This is a genomic window from Pseudomonas sp. M47T1, assembly GCF_000263855.1.
Taxonomy (GTDB): Bacteria; Pseudomonadota; Gammaproteobacteria; order Pseudomonadales; family Pseudomonadaceae; genus Aquipseudomonas.
Map to the genome: position 1 here is coordinate 75,968 of NZ_AJWX01000022.1, position 20,184 is coordinate 96,151.

General features: G+C 64.6%; 20 protein-coding genes. 8 read left to right on the top strand and 12 right to left on the bottom strand.

All coding sequences use genetic code 11. The annotated features are described in order from the left end of the window. Positions 1-4: 4 nt before the first annotated feature. From PMM47T1_RS20955 to PMM47T1_RS20975, 5 genes are all read right to left on the bottom strand, one after another. Positions 5-1,774, bottom strand: a complete 1,770-nt coding sequence (locus PMM47T1_RS20955; RefSeq protein ID WP_008372745.1) for a GMC family oxidoreductase — start codon at positions 1,772-1,774, stop codon at positions 5-7. A 33-nt stretch (positions 1,775-1,807) separates the two neighbouring features. Next, positions 1,808-2,527 (bottom strand): gluconate 2-dehydrogenase subunit 3 family protein, encoded by a 720-nt coding sequence (locus PMM47T1_RS20960; RefSeq protein ID WP_008372748.1) that lies wholly within the window; start codon positions 2,525-2,527, stop codon positions 1,808-1,810. 766 nt (positions 2,528-3,293) lie between these two features. Further along, on the bottom strand, positions 3,294-3,521 hold the full coding sequence (locus PMM47T1_RS20965) for a TauD/TfdA family dioxygenase (RefSeq protein ID WP_081492686.1): 228 nt from the start codon (positions 3,519-3,521) through the stop codon (positions 3,294-3,296). A 144-nt stretch (positions 3,522-3,665) separates the two neighbouring features. Further along, entirely contained in the window at positions 3,666-4,352 is a 687-nt protein-coding gene (locus tag PMM47T1_RS20970) for a peroxiredoxin-like family protein (RefSeq protein ID WP_008372753.1), read from the bottom strand. A gap of 539 nt (positions 4,353-4,891) precedes the next feature. Further along, positions 4,892-6,199, bottom strand: coding sequence for an aminotransferase class I/II-fold pyridoxal phosphate-dependent enzyme (locus tag PMM47T1_RS20975; RefSeq protein WP_043301328.1), 1,308 nt, complete (start codon positions 6,197-6,199; stop codon positions 4,892-4,894). 28 nt (positions 6,200-6,227) lie between these two features. Between PMM47T1_RS20975 and PMM47T1_RS20980 the strand changes: the two genes are divergently transcribed. From PMM47T1_RS20980 to PMM47T1_RS20990, 4 genes are all read left to right on the top strand, one after another. After that, positions 6,228-6,941 carry a glutamine amidotransferase gene (locus PMM47T1_RS20980; protein WP_043301329.1) on the top strand — a complete coding sequence of 238 codons (714 nt, stop codon included), beginning with the start codon at positions 6,228-6,230 and terminating at the stop codon, positions 6,939-6,941. Continuing rightward, positions 6,941-7,630, top strand: a complete 690-nt coding sequence (locus PMM47T1_RS20985; protein WP_008372758.1) for an MOSC domain-containing protein — start codon at positions 6,941-6,943, stop codon at positions 7,628-7,630. The genes PMM47T1_RS20980 and PMM47T1_RS20985 overlap by 1 nt, the downstream gene beginning before the upstream one ends. A gap of 18 nt (positions 7,631-7,648) precedes the next feature. Then, positions 7,649-7,885, top strand: a complete 237-nt coding sequence (locus PMM47T1_RS29930) for a hypothetical protein (protein ID WP_157213063.1) — start codon at positions 7,649-7,651, stop codon at positions 7,883-7,885. A 73-nt stretch (positions 7,886-7,958) separates the two neighbouring features. Next, entirely contained in the window at positions 7,959-8,156 is a 198-nt protein-coding gene (locus PMM47T1_RS20990; RefSeq protein ID WP_008372760.1) for a sigma factor-like helix-turn-helix DNA-binding protein, read from the top strand. Between the two features lie 138 nt (positions 8,157-8,294). Here PMM47T1_RS20990 and PMM47T1_RS20995 read toward each other — a convergent pair whose 3' ends face one another. From PMM47T1_RS20995 to PMM47T1_RS21025, 7 genes are all read right to left on the bottom strand, one after another. Then, positions 8,295-9,014: a UTRA domain-containing protein gene (locus PMM47T1_RS20995; RefSeq protein WP_008372763.1), complete on the bottom strand. Its 720-nt coding sequence runs from the start codon at positions 9,012-9,014 to the stop codon at positions 8,295-8,297. Further along, a complete protein-coding gene (locus PMM47T1_RS21000; protein WP_202947833.1) occupies positions 9,011-10,399 on the bottom strand; it encodes an LLM class flavin-dependent oxidoreductase in 1,389 nt (462 codons plus the stop codon). Before PMM47T1_RS21000 ends, PMM47T1_RS20995 begins: the two co-directional genes overlap by 4 nt. Positions 10,400-10,401: 2 nt before the next feature. Continuing rightward, entirely contained in the window at positions 10,402-10,995 is a 594-nt protein-coding gene (gene pnuC / locus PMM47T1_RS21005; protein ID WP_008372767.1) for a nicotinamide riboside transporter PnuC, read from the bottom strand. A gap of 12 nt (positions 10,996-11,007) precedes the next feature. Continuing rightward, positions 11,008-13,164: a TonB-dependent siderophore receptor gene (locus tag PMM47T1_RS21010; RefSeq protein ID WP_008372768.1), complete on the bottom strand. Its 2,157-nt coding sequence runs from the start codon at positions 13,162-13,164 to the stop codon at positions 11,008-11,010. Positions 13,165-13,265: 101 nt separating this feature from the next. After that, positions 13,266-14,135 (bottom strand): sulfurtransferase, encoded by an 870-nt coding sequence (locus tag PMM47T1_RS21015; RefSeq protein WP_008372770.1) that lies wholly within the window; start codon positions 14,133-14,135, stop codon positions 13,266-13,268. Further along, positions 14,132-15,268, bottom strand: a complete 1,137-nt coding sequence (locus PMM47T1_RS21020; RefSeq protein ID WP_008372771.1) for a phosphotransferase enzyme family protein — start codon at positions 15,266-15,268, stop codon at positions 14,132-14,134. Before PMM47T1_RS21020 ends, PMM47T1_RS21015 begins: the two co-directional genes overlap by 4 nt. Continuing rightward, the gene (locus tag PMM47T1_RS21025; RefSeq protein WP_008372773.1) at positions 15,265-16,185 is read right to left on the bottom strand and encodes an ABC transporter substrate-binding protein; all 921 of its coding nucleotides are present in this window, start codon (positions 16,183-16,185) and stop codon (positions 15,265-15,267) included. Before PMM47T1_RS21025 ends, PMM47T1_RS21020 begins: the two co-directional genes overlap by 4 nt. 311 nt (positions 16,186-16,496) lie before the next feature. On the opposite strand from PMM47T1_RS21025, the gene PMM47T1_RS21030 reads away from it, so the two are divergent. From PMM47T1_RS21030 to PMM47T1_RS21045, 4 genes are all read left to right on the top strand, one after another. Then, positions 16,497-16,988: a hypothetical protein gene (locus PMM47T1_RS21030; RefSeq protein ID WP_008372775.1), complete on the top strand. Its 492-nt coding sequence runs from the start codon at positions 16,497-16,499 to the stop codon at positions 16,986-16,988. 111 nt (positions 16,989-17,099) lie between these two features. Then, entirely contained in the window at positions 17,100-18,503 is a 1,404-nt protein-coding gene (cycA, locus tag PMM47T1_RS21035) for a D-serine/D-alanine/glycine transporter (protein WP_043301330.1), read from the top strand. Between the two features lie 62 nt (positions 18,504-18,565). After that, positions 18,566-19,129, top strand: coding sequence for a helix-turn-helix domain-containing protein (locus PMM47T1_RS21040; protein WP_008372779.1), 564 nt, complete (start codon positions 18,566-18,568; stop codon positions 19,127-19,129). A gap of 64 nt (positions 19,130-19,193) precedes the next feature. Next, complete coding sequence (locus PMM47T1_RS21045; RefSeq protein WP_008372781.1) at positions 19,194-20,171, top strand: GlxA family transcriptional regulator; 978 nt, start codon at positions 19,194-19,196, stop codon at positions 20,169-20,171. Positions 20,172-20,184 lie beyond the last annotated feature (13 nt).

Sequence of the window (20,184 nt, forward strand, 5' to 3'; positions counted from 1 at the left end):
TTCCTCATGCGCTCACCAGCGGGCCAGGGTTTTTCAGGTACAGGTCCTTGATGGCCTGGGCCGCGAACAGCGTCAGCGCGCCGATCATGGAGGTGGGGTTGGCCTGGAAGTTCTGCGGGAAGGCGTTGCCGCCCGGCACGAACACGTTGTGCACGTCCCAGCTTTGCAGGTAGCGGTTCAGGGCGCTTGTTTCAGGCGAGTCGCCCATCACCGCGCCGCCCACGTTGTGGGTAGACACGTACTTGGTGATGTCCCAGTGCGAGTCCATGGCCAGGTAGCTTTCGCTGTAGCTGTCCGGCGCCAGTTCCTGGGTGATGCCCAGCACGATCTTGCGCAGATGCTGCTGCAGTTTCAGCTCGTTCTGTTTCCAGTCGAAGGTGATGCGCAGCAGGGGCTGGCCCCACGGGTCTTTATAGGTCGGGTCCAGGTCCACGTAGTGGTCGCGGTAGGACATGCAGCTGGTGGTGATACCGATTTTCATCGAGTGCCCGTACCAGTCGACCATGCCGTCTTTCCAGCCCTGGCCCCATTCCGGCGTGCCGCTGGGCAGTGAGGTGCCGATGGGCGTGCCGGTGGCTTGCGCGCTCTGGATCTTGGCGCCGCCCAGGAAGCCCAGGCCCGGGCCGTCGAAGTTGCCCGGGGACACGTCGTTGAACAGCTGGCCCGTGGCGCCTGCGGTGGCAAACGGGTTGAAGTGTTTATCCTTGAAGAACAGCGTGGTGCCGCCGTTGCTGAGGAAGGCGTAGTTGCGTCCCACCGTGCCTTTGCCGCTGACCGGGTCGTACGGCGTGCCGATTTTCGACAACAGCATCAGGCGCACGTTGACGAACTGGAAGGCGGCCAGCACGACGATCTTGGCTGGCTGGAACACTTCGTTGCCCTGGCCGTCGGCGTAGGTCACGCCGCGGGCGGTCTTGCCGTCCGGGTGCAGGTCCACGCGCAGCACGTTGGCGTTGGTGCGGTAGGAGAAGTTTTCCATGCGCTTGAGCGAATCCAGCACCGCAGTTTGCGGCGAGGCCTTGGAGAAGTTCAGGCACGGGTATTTGCTGCAATAGCCGCAGTAGTTGCACGGCGCGATCTGGTTCCCATACGGGTTGGTCCAGGCCCGCGACACATTGGCCGAAGGGTTGGGGAAGGGGTGGTAGCCCAGCTTGCGCGCCGCGTCGGCGAACATCGTGTTGTTGAGCGTGTCCTCCATGGGCGGCAGCGGATGCGGGAAGGAGCGAGGCCCCTCGAACGGGTCGCCACCAGGGATGAGGGTGCCGCGCAGGTTGCCGGTGTTGCCCGACAGGCCGCAGATCTTGTCGAAGCGGTCCAGGTACGGTTCGATCTCTTCCCAGGTGAACGGGAAGTCCTGCACCTGCATGCCTTCGCCCAGTTGGCCGGGCTTGTAGGCCTGGTCGGCGTACGTCTTGAGCTTGATATCGGTGGGCGTGGGACGGATCAGCACCCCCGTCCAGTGCAGCCCCGAGCCGCCCACGCCGGTACCGGGCACAAAGGCACCCCATTGGCGAGTGGGCAGCGCGGTGTCGTGGATGCTGTGGCGCACGGTCAGGGCGCCGTCCTTGGGGGTGACCATGATCTTGTTGCGCACGCCGTAGGCGTATTCATCCGCAGGCTTGGGGTAGCCGAAGTCGGCGTTGGTGCGGTCTTCGCCGCGCTCCAGGGCGCGGACCTTGAGGCCGGCTTGGGCCAACTCGATGCTCATCAGCGAGCCAGCCCAGCCCATGCCGACGACGATGACGTCGACTTCGTCATTGGTAATAGTTGCCATAAAACTCTCGATAAAGTGGGGCGCAGGGGGCGTTCAGCCGCGTTCGCCGCTAAGGCTGACGGGACCCAGGGGGTACTTGACGTTGTGCTGCGCCACCCATTCCAGGTAGCTGGCACGCGCACCGGGGAAGCCGATCGCGATCCAGGCCTTCATCCCTTTGTTGCCGCCGTAGATGGGGTCGGCCAGGTAGCCCTGCTTGGCGTGCTTGAGCAGCTCACCGAAGAACAGCTTGGCGCCCAGGATGCTTTCGCCGAAGTCGGCGAAATTGATCTCGCCCGACGACAACCGCTTCAGCGCATCGACGCGCCCGGCTTCATCCAGGGCGGCGAAGTTGGCGCCGTGGGTGTGCTGGCACCAGGCCTGAGCCGCCTCGATGCCTTTCTGGTAGACCTCTTGTGGCCGGTAGGGCAATTGATAGCCCAGGGTGGCGGGGGCTTTGACGTCAAACGGGCCTTCGAGGTAGATCTCGCTGCCCAGGTCGCCCGCCAGTTGCTGGTCCAGGAACACCGGTACGTTGGTTTCCAGCGCGCCGGGGCCGCGTCCACCGCCGGGTATCAGGCAGTCACAGGCGGCCATGATGAAGGCCCATTGGGCCGGGTCGAAAAACGTCGGGCGGTAGGTCTCGAGGGTGGGGGCCACCAGGTCTGCGGCCATGGCGGCGCTGAGGCCCTTGACCACCACGCCCATGGCCGGCAAGGCAATCAGGGAGGACAGCAGAAACTTTCTTCGGGATGTCTGCGAGGCTAACAACATAAGGGGGCTCACTTTAGCGGCTTGCAAAATCCGGACGAGGCAAGACAACGGCCAAGCGCTCGAAACGCTGTGCAAACCCCCTCGAAAAGCGCCCAGCCCAAGGCCTGGCTTTCCGCTGATGGGGAAAGGCACAAGGGGCGGTTGGCCGCATCGGTGCTGAGGGGGTGGCAGGCCTTGGGGCTGCTCTAATTGGACTGGTCACATCGGGCCGGCGGGCGCAAAACCTGCGCGGCAAAGAGGGCGCGATACTGGAGTATCGTCTGGCTCATCACGGGTCAGTCATCGTACCACTGCTTTTATTGTAACGGCTATGATAATTTTTAAGGGTGTCAAAGTGACCGGGTGTCGCAGGGTTGATAGCTGGTTTAGAGAGGTTTTTGTTATTGTGGTTGGGTTTGGTGATGATTTGATGTTGTAGGATGACGTAGGGTTGGAAGCGGTGGGGCTGGCAGGTGCATGCCGATGTTTTTTGGGTGTTCATGCGATCGCGCGCCGCCCGCGCGGCGCTTCCCGGGCAGAGCCCGGTCCCACGTTTGTTTCGGGCCAGTTATGCCTTGGAGATCACCTTGGCCGCCTTGTCGCACCACCGCAAATCTGCAGTGAAAATACAAGGCTAACCAGGCAATACCACAGACAAAACTGGCCCGAAACAAACGTGGGAGCGGGTTCTACCCGCGAAGCGCCGCGCGGGCGGCGCTCGATCTCAAGCACGAAGAAACCCTCAAGACGAACACGTCGCAGCCACACCTCAAACTACAGAAAGAAATCACCGCCTACGGTGGGGGATGTCGTCATCAGCAATCAACACCCGCTCCATCACCCGCGGAAAATCGCCATAGTTGTACACCGGGTAATGCAGCACCGCGCGGTTGTCCCAAAAGGCAATGGCACCCTCGGTCCATTTGAAACGTACGTGATACTCGGGGTTGCTGTACGCCTTGAGCAACAACGCCACCAGCGCCTGGCTCTTTGAGCAGCAGGCCGTGGACTTGATCGCGCAGGGCCGGACTTAGCGGACTGTCCAGGGCAATGCCACTGATTTCCGCGCCCAGAGTGGGTTCCAGCGCGGTGACGATAATCGAGGGTTCTATCGCGATGGCGTGTTGCGCGCCCATGGTCGGGGCTCCTTGTCGTGTTGTCAGGCGGTGGCTTGGGTGGGGGTGAGCAGGGCGTCCACTGCGTCGATGATCGGCTGCGCTTCGGTGCGCACCAGCCAGTCGGGGCTGACTTGGGCAAAGTGCACCTGGCGGTCGGCGCCGATGACCACCACGGTGGGCTGCGGCAGTTCCCAGGTGCCGGTGCCGGTCACCGCGTCGATGCTCGAGCCCTTGGCCTCGGCGGCCGCGCGCGAGGCCTCGTCGAAGCTGTAGAGGATGCCCAGGCGGCGGGCCAGGCTGTTGTCCGGGTCGCTGGCCACTTGCAGGGTCAGTTCGTGACGCTGCTTGATCTCGATCAGCCGTTCAGGCACCTGCGGGCTCACCGCTACCAGCGGCACGCCCCGCGCCTGCAGCGCGGGTTGCAGATGGCGCTGGTAATAGGGGATGGCGATATTGCACGCCGGGCAGCCGGCGAAACGGAAGAACACCAGCACCGCAGGCCCGCGTCGCACCAGGGTGTCCAGGCCCAGTTCGCCGCCTTCCACCTTGAGCAGGGTAAAGGGCGCCAGCGTGTCGCCCTTGCGCACGAAGGGCTGGCCGGGGGCCTGGTCCACCAGGCGCTGGCGCTGGTCGATATTGACTTGCAGGGCGGCCGGGTCCCAGGTGCTCACACGTTCAGCGTGCAGCTCGGCCAGCAGTTGGTTCAGCGAGTGTGGTGCGGTGCTCATGGGTAGCCCTCGTGGCTGTGGAGGAAGCAGGCCTCCGCAGCGTAGGGTCGGGCTGTATGGGGTGACGTTAGACGGCGTGAGAGGGGGTTGTGAAGGTTTGTTTTGTTCTAAGCTAATATGCGTATAGTGAATCTAATACGTTATTGATGATGCTGTTGATGCATGTTCTTGGCATGGCCTACGCGTTCATTGCCAGCAAGGCGGCAGGGGCTACTACGATTTATACGCCTCGGCGAGTCAGGTCCGGCCTCATCGCGAGCAAGCTCGGCTCCTGCAGTGGTTGCGCGTAAGGCAGTTGCTGCCACGGGAAATCACAACCCGCGCTCGAGATTTTCAGGGTTCACCGCGCCCCGTGTAGCAGCGGGCGCCAGGTCGCGTCACGGACGCCACGGCGTGCCTGACACCGCCATTGCCCGCGCCGCAGCCTTCGGCAGCTACCCCTCCCACCTAGACAGTTGCTGCTACGTCGGCGTTGTAGCCGCCACTGTCTTTTCTGGCTAAAACCGCGTCCCACAGAACCACGCCGGCCATGCGTGGAATCAATACACCGGCTTGTGGCTGACCCGCAGCGCCTTGCTCACATCCTTCGCCAGCCCCGGCAGGTCGTCCATGTCCAGGTTGGCGATGCTCACGCGGATCTGCGCACCTTCACCCAGCCGGAACGGCTTGCCGGCCTGGACCGCCCAACCATAGGACGCCAGTGCCTGCACCGCCGATGTCTCATCGGCAACGCCAATCCACAGGTGCAGGCCTTCGGCGCTTGGCTCGCAGGTGACGCTTTGGGCGTTCAGCGCCTGAATCAATGTCGATCGCCGTTGCGCATAACTCATGGCCGCGCGCTGAAGCTGCCCATCGGTTATTGCTGCTTGCCATAACCTGGCCGCGATGCGCTGTAGCAGGTGGCTCACCCAGCGTGATGCCACCGCCTGCAGCCGCTGCATGTCGGCCAGCAGGTGCGCGTTGGCCGCCACCACTGACAGGCGCAGGTCAGGGCCGAGGAATTTACTCACCGAGGTGATGTGCACCCAGCGCGCCGGCAGCGGGGCCAACAGGGGCGGCTCGGCCTGGCTCAGCGGCCCCCAATGATCATCCAGGATCAGCAAGGTGTCGGCAGCGTCCTGCAGCGCGATGCTCCACGCCTGCCAGCGAGCGGACGAAAAGGAATGCCCGGTGGGATTCTGTGCCCTGGGGGTGAGGATAACGGCGGCAACTTCGCGCAGTGGGTCGGTACCGGGCGGGCAGGCGCCCAGCTCATCGGCCCGCAGGGCCACCGGTTTGAGCCGCAGGTTGGCCAGCAACGCCAGTACCGGCGGCCAGCACGGGTCTTCAACCAGCACCCGGTTGCCGGGGCGGCAGTGGGCGCGCAGGGCTTTTTCCATGGCGTCCATGGCGCCGTGGAAAACGCCGATATGCTCGCCAGGCACTGCTTGCTCCAGCAGCCATTGCCTGGCCACCTCCAGCAACCCAGGATCATCCCCCTGCAGGTCATGGCCGGTGTCGGCAGGCCATTGCGCCAGCCAGTCACCGTTCAGACGCGGCAACAATCGGCCATCGACATTACCGCTGGCCGCATTACGCAAATGCCCAGGCAGCGCATGCCGTGCCACTTGGGTGACGCCCTGTTCGGCCACCCGGGTACCGCGGCGGCCATCAGTGTCCACCCAGCCGGCGTTGCGCAACAGTTTGTACGCCGCTGCCACGGTGTTGGGACTGACCTGCAACTGACTGGCCAGCAGTCGAACGGCCGGCAGCAGTTGCCCGGTAACAATTTCCTGGGCACGGATAGCGCGCTCAATGGATTCAGCAATCTCGACAGCAGTGGAGCCAGAGGTCAATAATGTATTCATACATTCACTATATTGTATTGGTACAAATATGAAAAGCGCGTGGGTCATACGGCATGTGCCCTTTGAAGGGTTGGGTGTGTACGCGGCGGTGCTGGAGCAGCGCGGTTACCGGATTCGGGTCATTGAGGCGCCATTGCAGGCGCTGGCAGAGCTGGATCCGGCAGAGCCGGATCTGTTGATCATGCTTGGCGGGCCTGTCGGGGCGTTCGACGACGCCAGTTACCCCTATCTGATCCATGCGCTGCGCCTGGTTCAGCAACGCATCGCCAACGGCAGAAAGCTGCTGGGCGTGTGCCTGGGGGCGCAATTGATCGCCCGGGCGCTGGGCGCAGAGGTCAAACCCATGGGCATCAAGGAGATCGGTTACGCGCCGCTGACCCTGACTGCGGCGGGTCAGCAGTCCGTGTTGGCGCCGTTGCAGGGCGCGGGCCCCGTGCTGCACTGGCATGGCGATCAGTTCCAGATCCCTGTGGGCGCCACCCACCTTGCCAGTTCGCAGGACTGCCCCTATCAGGCCTTCAGCGTGGGCAACGCCGTGCTGGCGCTGCAGTTCCACCCTGAAGCCGATCCACGGCAGCTGGAAGCCTGGTTGGTGGGGCATGCGGCGGAGTTGCAGGCGGCGGGCATTGATCCTTGTACGTTGCGCGCCCAGGCCGCAGCGGTGAGCGATGACCTTGTGCGCTTGAGTCAGCAGATGTTCGCCGACTGGCTTGACCTGCCGGTCGGGGAAGGTGAGGCCTGATGGCGTTGGGGCGGCTGGACGCGTTGCTGGTCGGCAAGGCCGTTCCCTTTGTGCGCCATGGCACCCGCAGCGCCATCGCCAAGGCACCCCTGAGCGGCGCGACGGCGGCCTTGTTTCTGGGGCTCGAAGGCGACGAACAGGGTGACCTGCGCATTCATGGCGGTGTGGACAAGGCCATCCATCAATACCCCAGGGAGCATTACGCGCAATGGCAGGGGCGGCTGGGCCAGCATCCGTTGCTGGCGCAGCCGGGCGCGTTCGGCGAAAACCTGTCCACTACGGGGATGACTGAAGAGACCGTTTGCCTGGGTGATGTGATCCGCTGCGGCAGCGCGTTGCTCGAAGTCAGCCAGACGCGCCAGCCATGCTGGAAGCTCAACGACCGCTTTGCCGTACCGGACATGGCCTTGCGCATGCAGCACATGGGGATGACGGGGTGGTATTACCGGGTAGCGGAAGAGGGGCAGCTGTGTGCAGGGGATGTGTTTACCCTGGTTGCCCGGCCTTGCCCGGACTGGAACCTGGCGCGCGTGGTGTCCGTGCTGTACCGGCGTACCTTGGACCGTGATGAGTTGGAGGGCCTGGGAGCGTTGCCGTTGGTGCCGTCCTGGCAGCGGCTGGTGGCGCGCAGGTTGGAGCAGGTACAGGTTGAAGACTGGGGGCCCCGTTTGGGTGGGCCTCTCGATTAACACGATAGGGAGGTTGCAGTGGGTTTGTTCAGAGTGCAGGTGTGCAAGGACAACAAGCGGTGGTGCTCCATCGACGTAGAACACCTGGATGCCGGGACGGTGGTGCGTGATGTGGCTGGCCGATTTTCGGCAGAAGAAGGTTTCGTTATATCCGTGCAGAAAAGAACGGGCGAAAAGCGCTTGCTTGAATCATCGCCAACGGGCGTAAAACTAATTGCTGTTGAACCATTGTTTGAAAAAGTATCGTTTGATTAGTTTTTGCCAGTATCGTCTTCACTTGAGTGTAGGAGGCTTCTGATTTTGCGGGCACTCCCCGCAGGAACACCTGATGCCGAGTGAGAGCCTGTTGGCCCTCGATCGGCGCCTGGAAGGGCTGGCGGGGCAGGCGAAGGCGGTGTTCGTGCACCGCCAGCTGGAAGGCATGACCCATGCGCAGATCAGTAAGCGGCTGGGGTTGACGGTGGGGCGGGTGCATCAATTGATGACAGTGGCGTTGCAGTGTTGCCAGGGCGGGTTGCGCGAATAAATGAGCTGCCAAGCAGCCACTGTCTTTGTGGGAGTGGGCTCTGCCCACGAAGCGTACACTGCGGTATGCCAGCAACTGCGCGGGACCTTCTTCGCGGGTAGAACCCGCTCCCAGGGGGTTAGTGGCTGCTACAGGAACTCAGCGATCGATTGACAGTGTCACCTCCACCGCATCCGGCCGCCAGAACTCGCGGTCGAATTCAACAATGCTGCCATCCTGGGCAAAACACACGCGCTCCAGGTACAACCCACTGGACCCACTCGCAATCTCAAGCTCCGCACTCTGCCCTTCATCCAGCAAACACGGCTTGAGGTTGATCTGGCTGCGCGCCTGTTGCTGCCCATAATGCTCACGCAGCAAGGCGGTCAACGAACCGTCCAGGCGGTGCTCCAGCAAGCCGGGGCACCAAGACGGGTTCAATACATTGGTTTCCAGCAATACCGGCCGGGCATCCACCCAGCGCCGCCGCTGCAGGTAGAACACCAGGTCTTGGGCGCCAATGCCCATGCGCTGCGCCAGCCACGCACCGGCGGGGCGCTGTTCGGCCAGCAGGCATTCGGTGCGCGGCTCGCGGCCCTGGGCGCTGACGTACTCCATGAAACCGGTGATGCGCGTGGGGTCGTAGCGGATAGGTGTTGGGGCTACGAACCAGCCGCGTCGATGGCCGCGGTACAGCGTGCCCTGGGCTTCCAGGCGTTGCAGGGCCTGGCGCAGGGTGACGCGGGTGCAGCCGAAATGCTCGGCCATGTCGCGCTCGGTGGCCAGGCGCTCGCCCGGGGCCAGGCGGCCGTGGGCGATGTCTTCGGCCAGTTGATCGCTGATGCGCAGGTATTGGGATTGGGCGGGTTTGATGCTCATGGCAGCGGGCCGGTGGTTGCGGGCAGGCGCTGACGGTAACGCGCCGCTGGGTGCTTGTCACCGAGCCGTGGGCCGCTGCCGAAATGTTCGCGCAAGGTGGCCCCTGCGTAATCAGTCCACACGCGGCCACGGCGCTGCAGTTCGGGCACCACCAGGTCGACGAAGTCCACCAGGGTCAGCCCTGGTACCGGGTCGGCGACGTTGAAACCATCGATGTCGGCCACCTGCATCCAGCGCTCCAGTTCATCGGCCACGGTGGCCGGCGAGCCGACGATCACCGGGCCGCCACCGCCGATGGCGACGAACTCGGCGATGGCCCGGGGCGTCCAGGTGCGCGCAGGGTCCAGGCGTGTAAAGACCTCCAGCAGCCCGCGAATGCCGGGTGTTTCACTGTAGGCCAGCGGCTGATCGGCCGGCATGGCGGCAAAGTCCAGGCCCAGCAGGGCGCTGTAGCGCGCCAGGCTGCCTTGCACGCTGGCGTACTGCTGCAGGTCGTGCAGCTTGGCCTGGGCCTCGGCGTCAGTGGGGGCGGTGATGACGGTGACAATGTTGAAGATTTTCAGCGCGTCAGCGTCGCGACCTTGCTGCACCGCCTGGGCTCGCAGGGCGTCCACCAGCCCACGGGTGATAGCCGGGTCGTAGCTGGACAGGAACACGCCCTCGGCGTGGCGCGCGGCAAAGCGTTGGCCAGCCCCCGAACTGCCGGCCTGGAACAGCACTGGGGTGCGCTGTGGCGATGGCTCACCCAAGGCAATGTCCGGCACCGAGAAGTAGTGCCCCTGATGGGCGATCGGCTGCACCCGCGCCGGGTCGGCGAACATGCCTGCAGCGCGGTCCATCACCACCGCGTCATCGGCCCAGCTGCCTTCCCAGGCGGCGTACACCACGTCCATGAATTCTTCGGCACGTTCATAGCGCTGGTCGTGCTCCAGCGGCTGGTCATGGCCCAGGTTGCGTGCGGCGCTGTCCAGTGCCGAGGTCACGATGTTCCAGCCGATCCGCCCCTGGGTGAGGTGGTCCAGGGTGTTGAGCGTGCGGGCCAGGGCGTAGGGCTGGGTGTAGGTGGTGGACACCGTCACTGCAAAACCCAGGCGCCGGGTGACCGCCGCCATGGCGCTGACCAGCATCAACGGGTCACCGCAGGGCGACTGGATGCCGTCGCGCAGGGCGGCGTCCACCTGCCCCTGATAGACGTCCAGCGGCCCCAGGGCGTCGGCGATGAACAGCGCATCGAAGGCGCCATGCTCCAGCAACCGGGCCGTGTCGGTCCAGTGCTTGAGCGTGCGGTACAGGTGCGCCTGGCTGCGCGGGTGGCGCCACAGGCCCATGGCCGTGTGGCCCACGGTGTTCTGCCGCAGGCCGTTGAGGCGCATGCGCTTGGCGATGTTCACACCGAGGCTTCCAGTGGGCGGCCCGGGGCCGGTTGCCGGACCAGGTCACGTTGCCAGGCGCGCAGGCCGTAGATGGCCAGCAGTATGAAACCGGCGTACAGCACCGCCGTCAGCGGCAGGCCCTTGATGTAATACATTGCGGTGTACACCGCATCCAGCGCGATCCACAGCCACCAACTGGCGACAAACTTGCGCGCGGCCCAGTAGCTGGCCACCAGGCTGTAACCGGTCAGGGTTGCGTCCAGCCACGGCACCGCAGCGTCGGTGAAGTGCGCCATGCCAGCGCCCAACAGCACCGACAGCATGGCGCCGGCCGCAAGGCTGATCAGCGCCAGGCGCAGTGGCAGCGGCTCGATGCGGACCTTGCCCTCGGCCACGCGGCCCGTGCGCCAACGCCACCAGCCGTAGCCTTGCAGGAAGGCGAACAGCACTTGCAGCAGCATGTCCGAATACAGCTTCACGTCGTAGAAAATCCACACGTAGAGCAGCACCGCGACCACGCTCACCGGCCAGCACCAGGGGGTACGGCGGGCAGTCAGCCACACGCCGAGGACGTTGACCAGTACAGCGAATATTTCCAGGTTGGACATGGCAGTTCTCTCTTAGAAGTTGACGGTGGCCGACAGCCGCGCGGTACGCGGTGCGCCCAGGAACAGGTAATCGTCGCCGGCAAACTCGCCCACGTCGCGCCAGTAGCGCTTGTCGAACAGGTTATCGACGCTTAGGCGCAACACCGTTTCGTAGCCCTCGAGGCGCGTGGTGTAGCGGCTGCCGGCGTTGAACACCGCGTAGTCGCCGACCTGCACCGTGCCCTCACGGTTAGCGTATTTCTTGCCGCTGTACTGCACGCCGCCCAGCAGGGCCAGGCCGTCGATGCCCGGCACGCTGTAGTCGCCGTAGAAGCTGGCGCGCAGCCGGGGCACGTTGATGGCCTGGTGGCCTTCGTAGGCATCGATGCCGGTGTCGGTGACCCGCGCACGGGTGGCGGCGACGCTGGCGTTGAGTTGCAGATTATCGCTGGCGCGGCCACTGGCGGTCAGCTCCAGGCCAATGTTTTTCTGTTTGCCCTGCTGCACATAGGTGAAGGTGCCGTCGCCGTTGGGCCGCGAGAACTGATAGGCCTGGGTAATCTGGAACAGTGCTGCGCCCAGGCTCAGGCGCTGCCAGTCCTGCTTGATGCCCAGTTCCAGTTGTCGAGAGATCGTCGGCGCCAGGGTCTCGTTGGCGTTGGTGGTGAACCACGCCGCCTCGCTGCCCAAGGACAAGCCCTTGCTGTAGCGGGTGTACAGCGACAGGTTGTCGGTGGGCTTATAGATCACCGCCAGGTTGGGCAGGAACTCCCACATTTGCGTGTGGCGGGTGGTATCGCCGTCGGCGTCGAAGGCCTTCTCGTCCAGGCGTACTTCGCGGCCGCCCAGCACCAGTTGCCATTGCTCGTTCAGGTGTAGCCGGTCGTTGACGAACAGCCCGTACTGGCGGCTGTCCAAGTGCCGGTAGGTGTGGTTCTCCGCGCCCTGGTAGGGCGTGTAGGTGGGCGGCGTGGCGTCGATGTTGCCGCTGCCCACGTACTCGTTGATGGCGTCACGCTGGTCCACCGTGCGGCGGAAGGCACTGAGGCCCACGTCCAACTCGTTGCGCAGCCCGAAAGTCGAGAATTCGCCGCTCAGCCAGGCTTCGGCTTCGTCGTTGCGGCGGGTATCGTCGGGGCTGCGGAAATCATAGATATCGTAGTCGCCGGTGCTGCTGAAGTGGTTGGGCACCGGGTCATTGGCACAACTGGCCGTGCCGTAGCAGGCCCAGGGGAAGGCGCTGTAGTCATCGATGATGACGCGGCTGCGCGACAGGCTCAGCTGCGCCTTCCAGTCATCGGTCAGGCGGTACTGGTAACGGCCTTCCATGTTCAGCGAGGTGATGCCCACCGGGTTCGACCAGCTCTGGTAGCCCAGCAGGTCATGGGGGTCGGCATGGTGCGGTACCTCGGTGCCGCCCAGCAGTTGATAGCCCGGTACCGAGCGCTGTTCGCGGTGCTGGTACTCCACGTCCAGTTGCAGGCTGGAGCGCGGGTCGATGTTCCAGTCGAACGCCACCGAACCGAAGTCGCGGGTGCCGTCGGCATGGTCCACGTAGGAACGCAGGTCTTCGTGGGCCAGGTTGGTACGAATGCCGAACTGTTGCTCGCTGCCGAACCAGGTACCCAGGTCGGTGGCCAGGTAGCGGCCGCCCTGTTCATCGGTGGACACGGTGACCGATTTAACCTCGGTCGGCCGCTTGGTCTCGTAGTTGATCACCCCACCGGGTTCGCTGACACCGCTCTGCAAGCCGGCCAGGCCCTTGAGCACTTCGACCTGTTCCTTGTTCTCCAGGGCCACATTCTGCTCGCCGGTAATGGTGCGGCCGTTGATCTTGTAGCTGCTGGCGGCGTTGAGCGAGAAGCCGCGGATCACGAAGTTTTCGTAGTAGCCCACCGGGGCATAGCTGTCGCCCACCGACGCGTCGTTGCGCAGCACTTCGCTGAGCAGGCGTGCCTGCTGGTCTTGCAGCAATTGGGTGTTGAACACCGACACGGCGGCGGGGGTGTCCAGCAACGGGGCGTCATCCGTGCCGGTCACCGAGGCATGGGTAGCCCGGTAGCTGTCGGGCGAGTCACCGACCACGGTGACTGTGCCCAGGGTAAGGGGTTCTTCCGCGGTGGCCCAACCGGAGGCGAGCGCAATGCTCGACACCAGTAGGCGTGCCGGGAAGGGAAGGGGGCGAAACATGGCGCAGCTCCTTGACACTCAAGATTATTTTCCTGGGGCGCAGGCTACCGTGCGCGGGTCGAAAAGGCCCGCGCCAGGTCACCAGACACGCCATCAGGGATTCAGGCCGGAGCTGCTCCGGTGGTCATTGGCAAGGCGGGGTCTGCGCTCCACTGCTGCAGCGAGCCGTCATACAAGGTCACGTCAACGCGGCCGGTCAGGGCCAGGGCGAAGGCGGTGGCGGCAGCGCTAATGCCGCCGCCGCAGTACAACAATAAAGGTTGCGGCAAGGCGTCCACGGCCAGGCGTTCGCGCAGCACGGCAGGCGGGTGGTAGCGGCCGTGGTCGTCGAACAGTTGCCGCGCCGGGCGGTTGAGGCTGTTGGGAATATGCCCGCGGCGGCTGTAGCGGGTGGCCGTGGCGCCCTCGAACACCGCCTGCGACAGCGCGCAGATCAGGTGCCCCGGCGCCTGGCCGCTACTGACTGCCTTCACCTGGGCAAGGCTGGCCCAGTAGCCGGGCTGCGGGCTCAGGGTCAAGGGCGCAGTCGCCATGGGCGCAGGCAGCGGGCCGGCGTGCAGTGGCAGGCCGGCGTTGCGCCAGGCGTTCAGGCCGCCATCCAGAATCACCGGCTGCAGGCCGACGCTGCGCAGCATCCACCACAGACGCGCGGCCCAGAAACCGTCGGTGCGGTCGTAGATCACCACGCGGCTGTGGTGAGCGACGCCCAGCGCCTGCAGGCCTTCGGCCAGGCGTGCCGGGGGCGGCATGGCGAAGCTGTAGCTGGCCTGCGTTGCGTGCAGGCGCTCAAGCAGGTCGGCATGGCGGGCGCCGGGCACGTGCTCGGCGAACCAGCCGGATTTGCCACTGGCCACCTGATAGTCACCATCGAAGTGCGGCGCTCTCAGGTCCACCGTGGCGTCGAGAATCACCACATCAGGTTCGTGCCTGTGGGCCGCCAGCCAGGCAACGTCCACCAGCAGGGTGTTCATGACCAGTCTGCCTTGCGCTGTTGCAGGTGCGCGATCAGGCGCTGGCCTTCGCGCCCCAGGAACCAGTCGGCGTGGCGCAGCAGGTACTGGCCCCAGGCGATGTCGGCGCTGGCGCGGTCGTCGAGGATGCCGTCGAAGTATTCGGTCTCGGAAATGGCGAAGTCGGCGTGCACCACGGGCAGCCAGGCGACCAGCGCCTCGATGGCGGCCACGGGCAACGCCCGGATGCGGGCGTAACCGTCCAGCAACGCGTCCACTGTGGCCAGGTCGGCGCGGGCACTGCCGCCGCTGTCCAGTTCCAGCCAGGGGACGGCATTGCGTTCCAGCGCGGTGGCCAGGTCGTACAGGGCATAGGTGCGGTCACACAGGCCGAAGTCGAGCACGCTGCTGACCTCACCATTGCGCCACAGCAGGTTCGAAGCATGCCAGTCGTTATGAGTCCACAGCGGCGCTTGCGTGGCCAGGTGCGGCAGCAGCGCGCGCTGGGCTGGCAGCAGCGCCCGGCTCAGCTCGGCGCGCCAGTCACGGCCAGCCAGGTAGCGTTGCAGGGCGCGGCTGCGCTGAATCTGAGCGGCCACTGCCGCCAGCAGGTCGGGCTGGACAAAAGCGTGGCAGCGGCTGGTCAGTACGTTTGCCTGGCGCGGCATGGCGTTGAAACCTTCGGCGGCCTGGTGCAAACGGGCCAGGGCCTGGCCGGCGGCGCCGGCGTGGTGAACGCTGTGGAACGCAGACCATGACTGGGCATCGCGGTACAGGTCATCACCGGCCGAGCGGGCGTGCACTTCATAGGTCCAGGGGCCGACCTCGATGGCACTGCTGCCCTCGGCGCTGAGCTGCACGGCCGGTACGCTGATATCGGCCGCACGCAGGTGCTGGATAAAGGCGTGTTCTTCCTGCAACCAGGCAGCGCTGCGCACCCGATGGAAATGACGTTTCACGAACCACTCGCCGTGCTCGCTGGTCACCAGCGCCGCCGCTGAAAAAGGCCGTGGGCTGTGCCAGTCGATGGCTTGCAGCGCGCCCAGTTGCGGGTAGCGGGCCAGCAGCGGGCGCAACTCGGCGTCGGTCAGCGGCGCCCACACCGGCGCCACTTGCTCGCCGGCCAGGCCATGGCTGTGCAGCGGCTGATTCATGGCGCCTCTCCGGGCAGGTAGTCATTGGTGGTTGCCGAGTGCCACGCCTCGGGGTGCTGGAGGATACCGTGGGCGTGCAGCCAGTGGGCATAGGGCTCGATCAGGGCCTGGCGTTGAACGCCGAAGCGGCCTTCGTGCAGCCAGGTGGGGGCGATATGGTTCAGCGAGCGCTCGATCAGCGCACCGGGAAAATAGGGGATCACGCGCTCGTAGGCCTCGCGGGCCAGCAAGGGCTCGGCCGCCACGCTTTCAAACCCGCGGGCAGTGGCGGCGAGCAAGGCGCGCAATACTTCGGGGTGGGCGGCGATCCAGTCTTCGCGAGCGCCCAGCAGGTAGCTGTGATAGGCCGGTGCGCCCCAACCGTTGACTGGGTGGACGACGCGACGCGCCGCGGGCACCGGGCTGTCCATCAGCGCTTCCCAGGCCCAGTAACCGCCGAAGCTGGCATCGGCCAGGCCTGCATCCAGTTCTTCGGGGCGCAGTTCGCGAGCACCGGCGTCGATAATAACCACCGCGTCGGGATCGCCGCCGTCCTTGCGCACCAGGTCGCGGACCATGGCCAGGCCCCGGGGGGTGGGGTTCATGGCCAGGCGCTTGCCCATCAGGTCGCGCGGGCGCTGGATATTGAATTCGCGCAGGGTCTGGAAGGCTTCCAGGCCTGCGTGGTTGATGGCCGCCACGCCCTTGAGCGGCTGGCCCAGGTCGCGGCGTACCAGCAGGCGGTTGCTGGGGAATACGCTCAATTGCACCGCGCCGTCCAGCAGGTGTTGCAGGCTGTCGCCACGCTCGGGGTCTGGCACGCACAGTTCCACGTTCAGGCCGGCGTCGGCGTACCAACCGCGTTCGCGTGCCACGTAGAAGCCGGCTGAGTTGGGCCAGGGGTGGAAGTATTCGAGCATGATCCGCAGTGACAGCATGACGGTGGAGGCCTGTTCGGTGTTGAAGGTGACCTTTTATAATATGGTGTTTGGTATATACCAAATACCGAAAATGCCTAAGCTTAGCGCTGGGACATCACGCAGCCGCAGCGGTGAGATCACAAGCCAGATCATCATGCGGTCTGCGACCGGGGGAGGCGTTTGCGGAGGAAATGTTTGCGAAGTATGTCAGCGGGCATTCAGGGTGTAACGGTGATGATACATTCTGTCGGTTGATCGCGCGCGTGGCCCTGCCCACGCCCGCCTTGGCTGAATGGAATTCGCAGCTTCACCGATACAGGACGATCCACTTGACTGCCATCATCGCCAATAACGCGGTTTTCTATGGCTTCATGGTGCTGCAAGGCATCATCGAACTCATCACGGCCGAAGGCGACAGCGGCACCGCCTGCGACATTGCCATCGAAGGCACGCCTTTTTATCAGCGCCAGGGCGACGCAGTGATCATGAAAGGCTTTGCCTTTCACGGTGGTAGCGATTACGCCACGTTTCGCCTGGTGGCCACCATCACCATCAACCCCCCGGGCCCCGAAGACGAGGTCACCTTGACATTCGGCCGCCAGGCACTGTTCGACGAGCAGTTCAACGCGTTGAAGGCGGCGCGTCCGGCGTTCGAGTTCCAGCCTCGCGACGTCACGGCGGACACCCTGGCCTCCACGCAGCAGCCCTTCGTGCTGATGCTGAAGGCCGAAGCACTGCCGCTGGTGGCGTGGCTGGTGTACACGCTGTTCGTGGAATACCGCGTTTGCGTGGCGGCGCTGGACGAAGAACACACGCTCTGAGCCGCGCCCCAGACGGCTCGGCGCTTGCGGCGGGCTGTCACACGTTCTGGAGCGCAGACGCATTCCGTGGCAAGGTACGCGCCGAGAATACTGTCCAGACCGGAAGCCCGCATGCCAGATCCAACGGCGACATCGCCCCACGAGTCCACGCTGCAACGCAATTTGTCCAACCGCCACATCCAGTTGATAGCCATTGGCGGTGCCATTGGTACGGGCCTGTTCATGGGCTCGGGCAAAAGCATCAGCCTGGCCGGCCCCTCTATCCTGTTCGTGTACATGATCATTGGCTTCATGCTGTTCTTCGTGATGCGTGCCATGGGCGAGTTGCTGCTGTCCAACCTTGCGTACAAGTCGTTCATCGATTTCGCCACCGACCTGCTGGGCCCCTGGGCCGGTTTTTTTACCGGCTGGACCTACTGGTTCTGCTGGATCGTGACGGGCATCGCCGACGTGATCGCGGTGTCCAGCTACGCGCACTTCTGGTTTCCCGATGCACCCCAGTGGGCTCCGGCGCTGGCGTGCGTGGGCCTGTTGCTGTCGCTGAACCTGATTACCGTAAAGCTGTTTGGCGAGATCGAGTTCTGGTTCGCCATGATCAAGCTGGTGGCCATTGCGCTGCTGGTCATCACCGGCATTTACCTGGTGGCCAGCGCGCCGGCGTCGTTGGCGGGGCATGGCCCCAGCTTGTCCAACCTGTGGAATGACGGTGGCCTGATGCCCCATGGCTGGATGGGCTTCTTCGCCGGCTTCCAAATCTCGATTTTCGCCTTCGTCGGTATCGAACTGGTGGGCACCGCGGCCGCCGAGACCAAGGACCCGCACCGCACCTTGCCACGCGCGATCAACTCGATTCCGGTGCGTATCATCCTGTTCTACGTCTTGGCGCTGGTGACCATCATGGCGGTAACACCGTGGCGTGAGGTGGTGGCCGACAAGAGTCCGTTCGTGGAACTGTTTCTGATTGCCGGCTTTCCGGCGGCTGCGGCCTGCCTCAATTTCGTGGTGCTGTCGTCGGCGGCATCGTCGGCCAACAGCGGTATTTTCTCCACCAGCCGCATGCTGTTCGGCCTGGCCCTGGAAGGCGACGCCCCGCGTTCGTTCAAGCGCCTGTCCAAGCGCTCGGTGCCTTCCAACGGCCTGCTGTTCTCCTGCGCGTGCCTGTTGCTGGGCGTGGGGGTGATCTACCTGGTGCCCGACCTGATGCACGCGTTTACCCTGGTGACCACCTTGTCGGCGCTGCTGTTCATGTTTGTCTGGACGATCATCCTGGTGTCCTACCTGGTGTATCGCAAGCAGCGCCCGGCATTGCATCAGGCCTCGACCTACCGGATGCCTGGCGGCCCGTTGATGTGCTGGGTGACCCTGGCGTTCTTCGCGTTGATCCTGGGGCTGCTGACCCTCAAGGACGACACGCGCCAGGCGCTGTGCTTCACGCCGCTGTGGTTCGTGGTACTGGGCGTGGCCTATCCGTTCGTGCGCCGCAATTGCGCAGGCCAGTTGGCAAAGGCCAGCTGAGCCGACAGGCACGGGGGCGATGCAATATACTGCGCATACGCCCTTAGCAGAGCTCGCAACCCGTGCCCCCAGACTCCCCCCCGCGCACCTCGGTGCTGCAACACGTCAGCCACAACATCCGTCGCCTGCGCCACGCCGCCGGTTTGAGCCAGAGTGCGCTCGCCGAGCGCTCAGGGGTCAGCCGGCGCATGCTGGTGGCTATCGAGGCTGGCGAGAAGAATGTCAGCCTGGGTACCCTGGACCGCGTGGCCGAGGCATTGGATGTGGTGTTCAGCGATTTGATCCGCGCCCCTGACAACCGCGACCCGGGGCGCATCAATGAACTGGCCTGGGCCGGCAGCCAGCCGGGCAGCAAGGCCGTGTTGCTGGCCAGCGCCCCGGCGCGGCGCGAAGTGGAGCTGTGGGAGTGGTGCCTGGCCCCCGGCGAGCAGTACCAGAGCTCGTGTGATGCCCAGGGCTTCAGCGAGCAGATCTTTGTCTACGAAGGCCGCCTGACGCTGGAGTTGGACGGCGGCGTGCAACATATCGCCGCCGGTGAGTTTTTCATGTTCGCCAGCCATCGTGCCTATGGCTATCGTAACGAGGGGGAGGTGGCGGTGCGGTTTGTGCGCAATGTGGTGTTTTAAAGCGCTTCTCTGCCGTCGGCCTGTTTGGGTAGCATAGGCACATCCGCGTAGAAGGCAGTGAAAAATGACAGACTTTCCCGAGCGTGCCCTGCCGCGCCTGTGCGTGCTGCAGTACCCTGGCGCCGAGCCATTGTGCCAGGCCGGGCTGATCGATCTGTTCGCCCGCGCCCAGCAGGTGGCGGGTGAGTTGGGCATGGCGAAAACGTCATCGTTACAGCTTGAGCTACTGGCTGTTGAGGATCAGGGTGTTTCGCCCACCGTGGTGTTCGTGCCGCCGTTGTCGGGGCCGGGCCTGCTTGATGCCGAGGCGCTGGCACCCTGGTTGGCGGCGTTGCGCCGCTGGCACGCCGGTGGCGCGCTGTTGATGGCGGTGTGTTCAGGGGCGTGGCTGTTGGCAATGGCCGGTTTGCTGCAAGGTCGCCGGGCCACCTTGCATTGGGATCACGCCATGGCGCTGGCGGCGCACTTCCCGCAAATCAAGGTGCTGCCCCATGAGGTGGCGGTGGATGAGGGCGACCTGGTGACGTCCTCGGGTACCTTGGCGTGGCAGCACTTGGGCCTGGCGGTGCTGGCCCATTACTGGGGCGCGTCGCTGGCGGTGGAAACCCACGGCTGGCTGCACGTGCCGATGCGTGACGAACCGTTGCCGCCCAGCCCATTCCAGCCGCGGCTGGAACATGGCAATGCGGCGGTGCTGAAGGTGCAATTGTGGTTGCAGGGTAACCGCGCTATGGGCGTGACCCTGGATGAAATGGCTGCGTGCGCCGGGCTGGAGCCGCGTACCTTCCTGCGGCGCTTCCATGCCTGCACCGGGCTCAAGCCTACCGAGTACTGCCAGCACCTGCGGATTGCCCGTGCGTGCCATTTGCTGGAGACCAGCCAGCGCAACGTCGATCAGATCGCCGCCAGCGTCGGCTACCAGGACGTCGGCGCGCTGCGCAAGATATTTCAGCGGGTGACGGGCTACGCGTTGAGCGAGTACCGCGACAAATACGGCTTGCGCAACCTGTACCGCCCCATAGCCCTGCGCGGTCGCCTGTAACCGCTGTTGAAGG

Bases quoted from the DNA above. Each gene is read 5' to 3' on its own strand.
- PMM47T1_RS20955 (WP_008372745.1), bottom strand. From the start codon at position 1,774: ATGGCAACTATTACCAATGACGAAGTCGACGTCATCGTCGTCGGCATG.
- PMM47T1_RS20960 (WP_008372748.1), bottom strand. From the start codon at position 2,527: ATGTTGTTAGCCTCGCAGACATCCCGAAGAAAGTTTCTGCTGTCCTCC.
- PMM47T1_RS20970 (WP_008372753.1), bottom strand. From the start codon at position 4,352: ATGAGCACCGCACCACACTCGCTGAACCAACTGCTGGCCGAGCTGCAC.
- PMM47T1_RS20975 (WP_043301328.1), bottom strand. From the start codon at position 6,199: ATGAATACATTATTGACCTCTGGCTCCACTGCTGTCGAGATTGCTGAA.
- PMM47T1_RS20980 (WP_043301329.1), top strand. From the start codon at position 6,228: ATGAAAAGCGCGTGGGTCATACGGCATGTGCCCTTTGAAGGGTTGGGT.
- PMM47T1_RS20985 (WP_008372758.1), top strand. From the start codon at position 6,941: ATGGCGTTGGGGCGGCTGGACGCGTTGCTGGTCGGCAAGGCCGTTCCC.
- PMM47T1_RS20990 (WP_008372760.1), top strand. From the start codon at position 7,959: ATGCCGAGTGAGAGCCTGTTGGCCCTCGATCGGCGCCTGGAAGGGCTG.
- PMM47T1_RS20995 (WP_008372763.1), bottom strand. From the start codon at position 9,014: ATGAGCATCAAACCCGCCCAATCCCAATACCTGCGCATCAGCGATCAA.
- pnuC (WP_008372767.1), bottom strand. From the start codon at position 10,995: ATGTCCAACCTGGAAATATTCGCTGTACTGGTCAACGTCCTCGGCGTG.
- PMM47T1_RS21010 (WP_008372768.1), bottom strand. From the start codon at position 13,164: ATGTTTCGCCCCCTTCCCTTCCCGGCACGCCTACTGGTGTCGAGCATT.
- PMM47T1_RS21015 (WP_008372770.1), bottom strand. From the start codon at position 14,135: ATGAACACCCTGCTGGTGGACGTTGCCTGGCTGGCGGCCCACAGGCAC.
- PMM47T1_RS21020 (WP_008372771.1), bottom strand. From the start codon at position 15,268: ATGAATCAGCCGCTGCACAGCCATGGCCTGGCCGGCGAGCAAGTGGCG.
- PMM47T1_RS21025 (WP_008372773.1), bottom strand. From the start codon at position 16,185: ATGCTGTCACTGCGGATCATGCTCGAATACTTCCACCCCTGGCCCAAC.
- cycA (WP_043301330.1), top strand. From the start codon at position 17,100: ATGCCAGATCCAACGGCGACATCGCCCCACGAGTCCACGCTGCAACGC.
- PMM47T1_RS21045 (WP_008372781.1), top strand. From the start codon at position 19,194: ATGACAGACTTTCCCGAGCGTGCCCTGCCGCGCCTGTGCGTGCTGCAG.